Below are 12776 nucleotides of genomic sequence, written 5' to 3'. Positions count from 1 at the left end.
AAAGCCACCAAGAACCGGACATCCACACCAACGGCCGGTCAGGGGATATTGCCGTTATGCGTATACTCTATGTCGGAACACTGCCGCCGCATCGGGGTGGTTCGGCGGTATGTTCCTGGTCCTATCTGAGCCGGTTGGCGGCGAAGGGTCACCGCATCCGAATCATCACGCCGACCGTTGCCGGCGAGTCGGTGGACGCTGAGAATGTGGATTCGTGGCCGGGCATAGAGATCGAACGGTTCCAGATGCCCTACATGGCAACGGATATCTTTTCTACTTTCGATCAAGCCTATCGGGATCGCCAAATTCATCAGGTCGTGACCCGGCTTGGACGTGCGCTCGCTACCGATTCGTACGATCTGATCTGGGTTTGCCGCGAGGATTTCATACCGGGCGTGGCTGATGTCGCGCGACGATGGGACACGCCCTGGGTCGTGTTCCTGCATGGCATCATGAAGGCCATTGCGAATGATACCTTCGCCGATCCCGAATTCGGGTCTCTGGTGATCGATGGGTGCCGGGAGGCCGATCGGGCCATTCCGGTCGCCAGCCATCTGGCCGCAGACCTTGAACGGAAGGGGTTGGTAAACGTGTCGGCCCACCCCAATGGCGTCGATGTCGGCCACTTCGCGCCGCGACCGGACGACGGCTGGCTGCGACGCCGGTTGGGAATCCCGGGGAATGCCCGCATCGTCCTCCATGTCTCCAATTTCAAACCGGTCAAGTGCATCGCCGACATCGTCGGCTCGGCGGCGGAGACGATGGCCGCCGACCCGAATATCTTCTATGTCCTCGTCGGCGAGGGCGGTGAACGCGCCGGGATGGAGGCGCAGGCGGCGGGGCTGGGATTGTCTGACCGGTTTCGCTTTCCGGGTTGGGTTTCGCATCAGGCCTTGCCCGATTACTACCGCATGGCCGACCTTTTCGTGCTGGCCTCGTCAACCGAGGTCGCGCCCCTGGCGTTGCTCGAGGCCATGGCCTGTGGGGCGGCGGTCGTTGCCAGCGATATTCCCGCGTCGCGTGAAATCATCGACGACGGCATCGATGGCGTGCTTTACCGGCAGGGCGATGTCGGCGCCTTGGCCCGGACGCTCATGGACCTGTTGGAGGACAGCGAACGCCGTCGGCGCATTGGCGCGGCGGTGCGGCGAAAAATGCAAGATCGGCGTGATCTGGCGGTCATAACCGCCGGTCTCGAGGCGAAGCTCTTGCAACTCATCCGTGCCCGGGCCGGGCCCGAACCGGCGCTGTCAGCTTCGTCGTGACTATGCGGCGCTCCTGACCACAGCGCTATTGCCGTTCCGTGGTATTTCATTCCATAATGTGGAATTGGGAGAAAATTGGGTCAAGCCGGCCCGCGCTCGCGATGAGATCGATCTTTGACACTGCCGCGGATGGAGAGAATGGTCGCAAGAAATCAATCGGGCGCCGCCAGGAAGCGACGCGCCGCCAAACCGGAGAACGATCGCGCCGCCGGTCAGGTGCAGTCGGTGTCACGGGCGCTGCGGATATTGGGCCGCCTGGCCGAGCATGAATTCGGCCTCAGTCTCTCCGATCTTGCCCAAAGCGTCGGTCTCGCCCAATCGACGACGCACCGGCTGCTAACCACACTGCAGGCCGAGCGCTATGTGCGTTTCGATTCCGCCCGCAGCGTGTGGACCGTCGGCGTGCAGTCCTTCATCGTCGGCAACTCATTCATCCGGTCGCGGAATTTGGTCGCGATCGCCTATCCGGTGATGCAGGAATTGATGGAGCAGGCCGGGGAAACCGCGAACCTGGCGGTCGAGAACGACGGCATCGCGGTCTATCTGGCCCAGATCGAATGCGCCCAGGTTATGCGGGCCTTCGTCGTACCCGGATCGCAGGCGCCGCTTCATTGCTCGGGCGTCGGCAAGGCGCTGCTTGCGGCGCAGGCAGAGGCGACCGTCGCCAAGATGGTGCGCAAGCGCGGTTTGCTGAAGCTGACCCCCAACACGATCACCTCGCCGGCGGTGCTGCGCGACGAGCTCATCGAATGCCGCCGCAAGGGTTATGCCTACGACGACGAAGAGCAGGCGATCGGCCTGCGCTGCGTGGCCTCGGTCATCTACGATGAATACACTCGCCCGCTGGCGGCGTTGTCGGTGTCTGGCCCCAAGGCGCGGATCGACGATGAGCGGTTGCCGGTGATTGGAACTACGGTCAAGGCCATGGCCGGCCGTATTACCACTGAAATGGGCGGCCGCCCGCCCGACTAGCACATCGCCACACGCGGCGGCCCGTCGTTCGGCCCGGTGTTGGAGTTCCGCACCTGCTTCCCGGCAACCCGCCAATCCGGCCGTGATTCGCTTGTCCGGCTTCGAAATCGCGCATGTATCCGAAAAAAGAAATAGGTAACATATTGTGATTAAATATTTTTCTGTGAATATCCCATGATGCGGAATGATAGTTCATTTTTGTTGACGGGCGAGCCGTCACTCGCGATCATGGGCCGGACAAAAGCTATGCATTCTCGGGAGGACACCGATGGCAAGAATGAACGCGGCGGAAGCGGCAATCCGCGTATTGGAGCGGGAAGGCGCGACGGTCGCCTTCGGCGTCCCCGGCGCGGCCATCAACCCGCTCTACGCGGCGATGCGACGTCGGCAGACGATCGACCATGTTCTGGCTCGGCATGTCGAAGGCGCCTCCCACATGGCCGAGGGCTATACCCGCGCCAAGCCGGGCAATATCGGCGTCTGTATCGGCACGTCCGGCCCCGCCGGCACCGATATGATCACCGGGCTCTATTCGGCGAGCGCCGATTCGGTCCCGATCCTCTGCGTCACCGGGCAGGCGCCCCGGGCCAAGCTGGCCAAGGAGGATTTCCAGGCCGTCGATATCGAATCGATCGCCAAACCGGTAACCAAATGGGCGATCACGGTGCAGGAACCGGCGCTGGTGCCGCGGGTCTTTCAGCAGGCCTTTCACGTCATGCGGTCGGGCCGCCCGGGTCCGGTGCTGATCGATCTGCCGATCGATGTCCAGATGGCCGAGATCGAGTTCGACGACGAGACCTACGAACCGCTGCCGGTTTACAAACCGACGGCGAGCCGCCGGCAGATCGAGAAGGCAATGACGATGCTCAACGATTCCGAGCGTCCGTTGATCGTATCCGGGGGCGGCATCATCAATGCCGACGCGTCCGACTTGCTGGTCGAATTCGCCGAGATCACCGGTGTCCCCGTGGTTCCGACCCTGATGGGTTGGGGCACGATCCCCGACGACCATCCGCTGATGGTGGGGATGGTTGGGTTGCAGACCAGCCACCGCTACGGCAACGCCACTTTTCTTAAATCCGATTTCGTCCTCGGCATCGGCAACCGCTGGGCCAACCGCCACACCGGCTCGGTCGAAACCTATACCAAGGGGCGGACCTTCGTTCACGTCGATATCGAGCCGACCCAGATCGGCCGCGTCTTCATGTCCGACTACGGCATCGTATCCGACGCCAAGGCGGCGCTCGAGCTGTTCGTCGAAGTGGCCAAGGAATGGCGCGCGGCGGGCAAGCTGAAGGACCGCAGCGCATGGGCCGCCGAGGGCGAACACCGCAAGCTCAACATGCTGCGCAAGACCCACTTCGACAACGTGCCGCTCAAGCCGCAGCGCGTCTATCAGGAAATCAACGAAGCCTTCGGGCGCGACGTCTGCTACGTCACGACCATCGGTCTGTCGCAGATCGCGGCGGCCCAATTCCTCCACGTCTACAACCCGCGCAACTGGATCAACGCCGGCCAGGCTGGCCCCTTGGGCTGGACCCTGCCGGCCGCGCTCGGCGTGCGCAAGGCCTGCCCCGACCGTGAGATCGTCGCCCTTTCCGGCGATTACGATTTTCAATTCATGATCGAGGAATTGGCGGTCGGTGCTCAGTTCAAGCTGCCCTACCTGCATATCGTCGTGAACAATTCCTATCTCGGCCTGATCCGCCAGGCTCAGCGCGGTTTCGAGATGGACTACAACGTCCAGCTGTCGTTCGAGAACATCAACGCGCCGGACCTGCAGGATTACGGCGTCGACCACGTGGCGGTCGCCGAAGGGCTGGGCTGCAAGGCGATCCGGGTCAAGAGCCCGAACGAATTCAAGGAGGCCTTCGACCGCGCCGCCCAGCTGATGGCGGAACACCGGGTTCCGGTCGTGCTCGAGTTCATTCTCGAGCGGGTCACCAATATCTCGATGGGGACCGAAGTCGACGGCGTCAATGAGTTCGAGGAGATCCTGTGCCTCGATCCGTCGCTGACGATCGATGACGTCTCGGGATCCGTTCTCAATACCGGCGACGACGACGGAGCGGCGCCGGGACGATGACAGGGTCGCGCCCCATGATCGGCGAATGACTGGCCGGCCGGGGAGCGCGAAACGAACCAGGATCGACTGCCAATAGGTGAGGAACACCGCCATGCCCAAGCTTGCCGCCAACCTGACGATGATGTTCAACGAGGTCGACTTTCTCGATCGCTTCCAGGCCGCCGCCGAGGCCGGCTTCAAGGGTGTCGAGTACCTGTTCCCCTATGATTTCGACAAGGCCGAACTGGCCCGACGCCTGCACGACAACAATTTGGTTCAGGTCCTGCACAATCTGCCGGCCGGAGATTGGGGTGCCGGCGAACGCGGAATCGGCTGTCTCCCCGACCGGGTCGGCGAGTTTCAGGACGGGGTCGGCACCGCCATCGACTACGCCCGCGCGCTCGATTGCCCTCGGATCAACTGTTTGGCCGGGATCGCACCCGATGGTGTCGATCCGGACCGGCTCTCCTCGACTTTGGTCGACAATCTACGCTTTGCCGCCGGCAAGCTCGCGGACGCCGGCATCAAACTGCTCATCGAGCCGATCAACACGCGCGATATTCCAGGCTTCTTCCTCTCCGGCACGGCGCAGGGCTGCGCCATCATCGATGCGGTCGGTTCGGACAATCTCTGGCTGCAATACGACATCTACCACATGCAGATCATGGAGGGCGACCTGGCGCCGACCATCGAGGCCAACCTGGCCCGCATCGACCATCTCCAGCTCGCCGACAATCCGGGACGACATGAGCCGGGGACTGGCGAGATCAACTATCCGTTCCTGTTCGGCTTCATCGATGGGCTCGGCTATGACGGTTGGATCGGCTGCGAATACAAGCCCGCGACAACGACGGTCGAGGGCCTGTCGTGGGCCGCTCCATACCTCTCGGGCACGGCTTAACGCATCCCCATTTCGAAAGGAAAACCGCAATGGCAAAGGTAGGGTTTATCGGACTCGGTATCATGGGCGCGCCGATGGCGGAGCATCTTCTGGCCGCCGGCAATGAGCTGTTCGTTCATAGCCGTTCCGCGCCGCCGCAGGGGTTGATCGACGCCGGCGCGGTGGCGTGCGCGAACGGCAAGGCAGTAGCGGAACAGGCCGACATTATCATCACCATGGTTCCCGATACCCCGCATGTCGCAGATGTACTGTTCGGCGACGGCGGTGTTGCCGAAGGCTTGAGCCCGGGGAAGACGGTCGTCGATATGAGCTCGATCTCGCCAATCGAAACCAAGGATTTCGCACGCCGCATCAACGAGGCCGGGTGCGACTATCTGGATGCGCCGGTTTCCGGCGGCGAGGTCGGCGCCAAGGCGGCGACCCTGACGATCATGATCGGTGGGCCCGAAGATGCCTTCAACAAGGTCAAGCCGCTGTTCGACGCGATGGGCAAGAATGTGACCCTGGTCGGCGGCAACGGCGACGGTCAGACGACCAAGGTCGCCAACCAGATCATCGTCGCCTTGACCATCGAGGCGGTCGGCGAGGCGTTGCTGTTCGCATCGAAGGCTGGCGCCCACCCCGCCAAGGTGCGTGGCGCGCTGATGGGCGGGTTTGCGTCGTCGAAGATTCTCGAAATCCATGGCGAGCGCATGGTCAAGCGCACCTTCGATCCCGGGTTCCGCATCGAGTTGCACCAGAAAGATTTGAACTTGGCCTTGAGCGGCGCCCGCGCCCTCGGCGTCGCGTTGCCGAATACCGCGACCTGCCAGGAACTCTTCAATGGCTGCGTCGCCAACGGCGGCGCGGCGTGGGATCATTCGGCCATGGTCAAGGCGCTGGAACTGTTGGCCGCCCATGAAATCGGCCAGGGCACGGATGGCGCCGCGGGATGATCATGTCCGCCAGTCCGCTCTCCGCCGCGGTGTTTCGCCAGGCGGCAGCGGTTTCCGGTTGTCGGGAGCGCTCCATCGGCGCTCGGTTCCTGCTTGTGAATACAGTGCAGTTTTAGTATTGTATCCATAAATGAAAATCTTTTGTATCCCATTCGGATCCATACAAGAAAGGCAAGGGGGTGGCACAAGGGCCTAGAGCGACAAGCCTCGCTGACATCAATGCGATGGACCAGACGGCTTTCGTCGACTTGCTCGGCGGCGTTTTCGAACATTCGCCCTGGGTCGCCCGCGAGGCTTGGCAGGCGCGGCCCTTCTCCTCCACCGACGACCTTCATCGTGCCATGACCGGCGTAGTCGAAGCCGCGGATCGCGACAAGCAACTGGCATTGCTGTGCAGCCATCCGGAGCTTTCGGGCAAGGAAGCGGATGCCGGCGCGCTGACGTCCTATTCGGAAGACGAGCAATCGGGCGTCGGCCTCAATGCTCTGTCGTCTGAGGAAGCCGCCCGCATCAGACGGCTCAACGCGGAGTATCGAGAGAAGTTCGGTTTTCCGTTTATCATCGCGGTTCGAAATCACACCAAGGGTTCGATTTTCAATGAACTCGAGCAGCGCTTGGGTAACGAACCTGAGACCGAACTCACCAATGATCTGAAGCAGGTATTCGCGATCACCCGATTGCGACTCGAGGACATCGTTCCGGACCGTGGCGGATTTGCGGAGCCCGCCGCCGACACCGGCTGACCGCCATGACCGGGCCCCGGCCGTCGACATTGGGCGGCGCCCAATCGGTACCGAGGAGGACAGCATCCATCAGACATTCGACGAAGCCGGGTCCCAGCCCGCTACGGGTGCGACGATCGCCGGCGGCATTGCCTTGATCAATTCGATCGCCAATCTGGCCGGGTTCGGCGCGCCCTGGGCGTTGGGCGCGATCCGCGACGCGACCGGCGAGCTGTCGATCGGGTTATTCGGGATCGCCGCCATCGAGGCCATGACTCTGGTGCTGATTTTGGTCTTTATCCGGAAGCGCAAGAAGCCAGCCTGACGACGCGCCGAAGCGGGGCGGATCGAATCACGGAACCACCGGCGTAATTCGCTTCTGCGTTGCCGCCGGCACGTTGGCGGGATCGATCCTCGCGCTCGTGATGTGGACGAGGCCGGGGGCAGGTCCCGGATGACCGGTTCAAACGGAGATAACGCCGATCGATGGTAAATCCCACGCACAAATCCCAACGTGAGTTCCTCCACTTCCTGCTCGATCGCGCGCTTGCGACCGCGGACCCGGCGCGTTGCGTGCCGCCCTATCTGCCCGAGCCGGGGCCCGGCCGAACCGTCGTCGTCGGTGCCGGCAAGGCGGCGGCGGCGATGGCACGCGCGGTCGAGGACAACTGGGACGGTCCGCTCGAAGGGTTGGTCACCACGCGCTATGGACACACGGTGCCATGCGACCGCATCGAAGTGGTCGAGGCCGCGCACCCGGTACCGGACGCTGCCGGCCGCGATGCCGCGCGGCGCATCCTCGAACTGGTCGGCGGCCTGACAGCGAACGATCTCGCGCTCTGTCTGATCTCGGGCGGCGGTTCGTCGCTGCTGTCGTTGCCGGCCCCGCCGCTGGACCTCGAGGATAAGCAGGACGTCAACCGGGCGCTGCTCAAATCCGGCGCCACGATTCACGAAATGAACACCGTCCGCAAGCATCTGTCGGCGATCAAGGGTGGGCGGTTGGCCGCCGCCGCGGCGCCGGCTCGGGTGGTGACGCTGACGATCTCCGACGTTCCCGGCGATGACCCCTCGGTCATCGCGTCGGGCCCGACCGTGCCCGATGTGACCACGTCGGCCGACGCAATCGAGATTCTCGAAAAGTATGGTATCGATGTGCCGGGACGCGTCGCCGCGCTCCTCCGCAGCGCGGACTCGGAAACGCCCAAGCCCGGGGATCCCGGCCTCGCTGGCTCCGAGATCCACATGATCGCGACCCCCCAGGCCATGCTCGAGGAAGCCGCCTCGGCGGTCGAGGCAGCCGGCTTGACGGCGGCCATTCTGAGCGACCGCATCGAGGGCGAGACCCGCGACGTCGCCGCCGTCCATGCCGCGATCGCGCGCCAGGTGGCAGCCCACGGTCAACCGGTGGCGCCACCGGCGGTCCTGTTGTCGGGAGGGGAGACCACGGTCACCGTCCGCGGCGATGGGCGCGGCGGTCCCAACGCCGAATTCCTGCTTGCGCTCGCCATTGCCCTCGACGGCCTGGGCGGGGTCTATGCTTTGGCCTGCGACACCGACGGCATCGACGGCACCGAGGACAACGCCGGCGCCTTCGTCGCGCCGGACACCCTGGCGCGGGCCCGGGTCGCCGGCCTGGACCGGCGGGACTATCTCGGCCGCAACGACGGCTACGCGTTTTTCGAGGCCCTCGGCGATCTGATCAAGACCGGTCCCACGCTCACCAACGTCAACGATTTCCGCGCCATTTTGATCGAAGCGCGGTACGACGCATAGAATGTCTGTACCTGAACGCACAGCGCTCTAGACTGACGCTTCCATGCAAACCAATTTCTCAATTGCCCAATTGGCCAACCCCGATATCGAGGAAGCGGAGCGCATTCTTCGCGCCTGTGTCCATTGCGGGTTCTGCACTGCGACTTGCCCGACTTACGTGTTGCTCAGCGACGAATTGGACAGCCCGCGAGGCCGCATCTATCTGATCAAGGACATGCTGGAGAACGGCAAGGCGGCCAGCGGCCATGTGGTCAAGCATATCGATCGCTGCCTTTCCTGCCTGTCCTGCATGACGACCTGCCCATCCGGCGTCCACTACATGCATCTCGTCGATCATGCGCGCGCGCACATCGCGGAGACATTTACGCGGCCGGCGCCTGAGCGCTGGCTGCGCCGCATCCTGCAGATCGTTCTGCCCAACCCGATGTTGTTTCGCCTGTCGTTGCTCGGTGCGTGGTTCGTACGGCGGGCAGCGCGCTTGTTCCCGGGACGGCTCAAGGCCATCGTCGGCATGGCGCCGGCACGAATCGCCAGTCCGAGCCCGGTCGACCGGCCGCAGATCATTCCCGCCGAGGGCGACCGCCGGGCCCGCGTCGCCATTCTGTCGGGCTGTGCCCAGCAGGTGCTGGCCCCGCAGATCAACGAGGCGACCGTGCGCCTGCTGGCCCGCCACGGGGTCGAGGTGATCATCGCCAAGGGTGCCGGATGTTGTGGCGCTCTGGTCCATCACATGGGCGAGGAGGCGTCCGCCCTGGCGGCGGCGAAGGCCAACATCGCGGCGTGGACCGCCGAACTCGAAGGCGACGGTCTGGACGCGGTGGTCATAAATGCCTCGGGCTGCGGCACCACGGTCAAGGATTACGGCTACATGCTGCGCCACGACGACGACTGGGCCGAGCGGGCCGCGCGCATCTCCGCGATCACCAGGGATGTTACCGAATTCATGGCCACGCTCGAGCTCATGCCGCCGGTGCGGCGGACAAATGCCGCGGTCGCCTATCACTCGGCCTGCTCGATGCAGCACGGTCAACAAATTCGATTACCTCCCAAGCAACTGCTCGCCGGGGCGGGGTTCACCGTCAACGACGTACCGGAAAGCCATCTCTGTTGCGGCTCCGCCGGAACATACAACCTCATGCAACCGCGGATCGCGGCGCGGCTCAGGGACCGCAAGGTCGCCAATATCGAGCGCACCAGGCCCAACGTTATCGCCACCGGCAATATAGGATGTATGATGCAGATCGCCGGCGGGACCGATATTCCAATCGTACACACGATCGCCCTTCTCGACTGGGCGACCGGCGGGCCGGCACCTGTCGACGCCTTGGGCAGGACGGTCGAGATGAGCGCGCTTCCGAACTAGCGCGCTGGCGACCCAAAGGGACGAATCGAGTGCGGCTCGCCGCGCTCGCGGCCGACGGCAAGGCCGCGGATTACGGGGAGAAAGACCCATGCCACGACCCCAGGACGACCACGATATCGATCCCATCGAGACGCGCGAATGGCTGGATTCGATCGAATCTGTCATCGATGCCGAAGGGCCCGATCGCGCGCATTTTCTGCTCGAGAAAACGATGGCCCGCGCCCGCGCCGCCGGGGCCAACCTTCCCTACCGCCCGACCACGGCCTATCTCAACACGATCCCGCGCGAGCAGGAGGCCCGAATTCCCGGGGATCCCGGTCTCGATTGGCGTATCCGTGCGATCACGCGGTGGAATGCGATGGCGATGGTGCTGCGGGCCAACCGCATCACAAGCGAGCTCGGTGGACACATCGCCAGCTTCGCCTCGTCGGCGACACTCTATGACACCGGGCTCAATTATTTCTGGCGCGCGCGCAACGACGATCACGGCGGCGACCTCGTCTATTATCAGGGCCATGCGGTGCCCGGGATCTATGCCCGCGCCTACCTCGAAGGCCGCCTGACCGAAGAGCAGTTGCTCAAATTCCGCCAGGAGGTCGACGGCGGTGGGCTGTCATCCTACCCCCATCCTTGGCTGATGCCCGATTTTTGGCAGTTCCCGACGGTATCCATGGGGCTCGGGCCGCTGATGGCGATCTACCAGGCGCGGTTCATGAAGTACCTCCACAATCGCGGCCTGATCGACATGAAGGACCGCAAGGTCTGGGCGTTCCTCGGCGACGGCGAAATGGACGAACCGGAATCCCTGGGCGCGATCAGCCTGGCCGCGCGTGAAGACCTCGATAACCTGGTTTTCGTCATCAACTGCAACCTGCAGCGCCTCGACGGGCCGGTGCGCGGCAACGGCAAGATCATCCAAGAGCTGGAGGGCGAGTTCCGCGGCGCCGGCTGGAACGTCATCAAGGTAATATGGGGGGCAAATTGGGATCCCTTGCTGGCGCGCGACGAGACCGGTCTGTTGCGCCGGCGGATGGAGGAATGCGTCGATGGCGAGTACCAAGCCTTCAAGGCGAAGGGCGGCGCCTATACGCGCGAGCATTTCTTCGGCAAGTATCCCGAGTTGAAGGAAATGGTCGCGACCATGTCGGACGAGGATATCTGGCGCCTCAACCGTGGCGGTCACGACCCGCACAAGGTCTATGCCGCCTACGCCGCCGCCGTTGCCCACAGCGGTCAGCCGACGGTGATCCTGGCCAAGACGATCAAGGGCTACGGCATGGGCATCGCCGGCGAGGGGCAGAACATCACCCACCAGCAGAAAAAGATGGGCGAGGAAGCACTGACCGCGTTCCGCGACCGCTTCAATATTCCCGTCCCCGACGACGAGCTGGAAAACGCACCGTTCATCGATTTTCCCGAGGACAGCGCCGAGGCCAAGTACCTCAAGGAACGGCGCGCCGCGCTCGGCGGCGCGACGCCGGCCCGGCACCACGACGTACCGGCCTTGCCCATACCCGATCTCAAGGCGTTCGACGCACAGCTCAAAGACAGTGGCGAGCGAGAAATTTCGACGACGATGGCGCTCGTCCGCATCCTCAACACGTTGTGCCGTGACAAGGCGATCGGCAAATATGTGGTCCCGATCGTGCCCGACGAAAGCCGTACTTTCGGCATGGAGGGTATGTTCCGCCAGCTCGGCATCTATTCGCCGGCGGGCCAGCTCTACCGGCCCGAGGACGCCGACCAGCTGATGTTCTACAAGGAGGACAGCAAGGGCCAGGTCTTGCAGGAGGGCATCAACGAGGCCGGCGCGATGTCGTCGTGGATCGCGGCCGCCACTTCCTACGCCAATCACGGTGTGCCGATGATTCCGTTCTTTATTCTGTATTCGATGTTCGGCTTCCAGCGCGTCGGCGATTTGTGCTGGGCGTCGGGCGATATCCGCGCTCGCGGCTTCATCGTCGGCGGCACCGCGGGGCGGACCACACTCGCCGGCGAGGGGCTTCAGCACCAGGACGGCCACAGCCATATCCTGGCGGGGACGGTGCCCAATTGCATCTCCTACGACCCGACCTTCGCCTACGAGCTCGCGGTCATCATCCAGGACGGGCTGCGGCGTATGTTCGTCGATCGCGAGAGCGTCTATTTCTACGTCACCGTGATGAATGAGAACTATGTCCATCCGGCCATGCCGGCGGGCGCCGAGGACGGCATCCGCAAGGGGCTCTACCTGTTCCGCGAAGCCGGCGGGCGGGCGAAAAAAAAGCGCGTCCAACTGCTCGGCAGCGGCACCATACTGCGCGAAGCGATCGCGGCGGCCGAACTGTTGGAACAGGATTTCGGCGTTGCCGCCGATATCTGGAGTGCGCCCAGCCTCAACGAAGCGGCACGCGAAGGCCATGATTGTCTGCGCTGGAACCGACTCCACCCGGAACAGCAGCCGAAGACGAGTTACGTCGAACAATGCCTGCGTGAGCGGTCCGGCCCGATAATCGCGGCGACCGACTACATGAAGAACTACGCCGAACAAATTCGCGCCTTCGTGCCGCGGTCCTATCACGTCCTCGGCACCGACGGCTTCGGCCGCTCGGACACGCGGCGGCAATTGCGCAGGCATTTCGAGGTCGACCGCTTTCACATCGTGGCGATGGCATTGAAGGCGTTGGCCGACGAAGGAACGATCCCGACGTCGGAGGTGACCAAAGCGATCACGGCGTATGAAATCGATTCCGAAAGGCCCGATCCACGCCTGGCCTAAGTCGGCGTGCCGGACCGCA

10 protein-coding genes are annotated in these 12776 nt (G+C 63.6%); all 10 read left to right on the top strand.

What is annotated here, in order from left to right; genetic code table 11:
* Positions 1-56: 56 nt before the first annotated feature.
* The 10 genes from GY791_10700 (at position 57) to aceE (ending at position 12757) form a co-directional block, all read left to right on the top strand.
* Positions 57-1265: a glycosyltransferase family 4 protein gene (locus tag GY791_10700; protein ID MCP4328891.1), complete on the top strand. Its 1209-nt coding sequence runs from the start codon at positions 57-59 to the stop codon at positions 1263-1265.
* A 138-nt stretch (positions 1266-1403) separates the two neighbouring features.
* Positions 1404-2237, top strand: coding sequence for a helix-turn-helix domain-containing protein (locus tag GY791_10695; protein MCP4328890.1), 834 nt, complete (start codon positions 1404-1406; stop codon positions 2235-2237).
* 268 nt (positions 2238-2505) lie between these two features.
* The gene (gene gcl, locus GY791_10690; protein ID MCP4328889.1) at positions 2506-4323 is read left to right on the top strand and encodes a glyoxylate carboligase; all 1818 of its coding nucleotides are present in this window, start codon (positions 2506-2508) and stop codon (positions 4321-4323) included.
* A gap of 91 nt (positions 4324-4414) precedes the next feature.
* A complete protein-coding gene (gene hyi, locus GY791_10685; GenBank protein MCP4328888.1) occupies positions 4415-5203 on the top strand; it encodes a hydroxypyruvate isomerase in 789 nt (262 codons plus the stop codon).
* 29 nt (positions 5204-5232) lie between these two features.
* On the top strand, positions 5233-6138 hold the full coding sequence (gene glxR, locus GY791_10680) for a 2-hydroxy-3-oxopropionate reductase (GenBank protein MCP4328887.1): 906 nt from the start codon (positions 5233-5235) through the stop codon (positions 6136-6138).
* Positions 6139-6362: 224 nt separating this feature from the next.
* Positions 6363-6881, top strand: coding sequence for a 2-oxo-4-hydroxy-4-carboxy-5-ureidoimidazoline decarboxylase (gene uraD / locus GY791_10675; protein MCP4328886.1), 519 nt, complete (start codon positions 6363-6365; stop codon positions 6879-6881).
* Positions 6844-7185 carry an MFS transporter gene (locus tag GY791_10670; GenBank protein ID MCP4328885.1) on the top strand — a complete coding sequence of 114 codons (342 nt, stop codon included), beginning with the start codon at positions 6844-6846 and terminating at the stop codon, positions 7183-7185. Before uraD ends, GY791_10670 begins: the two co-directional genes overlap by 38 nt.
* A gap of 161 nt (positions 7186-7346) precedes the next feature.
* Positions 7347-8636: a glycerate kinase gene (locus tag GY791_10665; GenBank protein ID MCP4328884.1), complete on the top strand. Its 1290-nt coding sequence runs from the start codon at positions 7347-7349 to the stop codon at positions 8634-8636.
* 43 nt (positions 8637-8679) lie between these two features.
* The gene (gene glcF / locus GY791_10660) at positions 8680-9999 is read left to right on the top strand and encodes a glycolate oxidase subunit GlcF (protein MCP4328883.1); all 1320 of its coding nucleotides are present in this window, start codon (positions 8680-8682) and stop codon (positions 9997-9999) included.
* 88 nt (positions 10000-10087) lie between these two features.
* Positions 10088-12757: a pyruvate dehydrogenase (acetyl-transferring), homodimeric type gene (gene aceE, locus GY791_10655; GenBank protein MCP4328882.1), complete on the top strand. Its 2670-nt coding sequence runs from the start codon at positions 10088-10090 to the stop codon at positions 12755-12757.
* Positions 12758-12776: the final 19 nt, after the last annotated feature.

It is taken from the genome of Alphaproteobacteria bacterium (genome assembly GCA_024244705.1).
GTDB lineage: Bacteria > Pseudomonadota > Alphaproteobacteria > JAAEOK01 > JAAEOK01 > JAAEOK01.
This window is presented reverse-complemented; position numbering and strand designations above follow the sequence as displayed.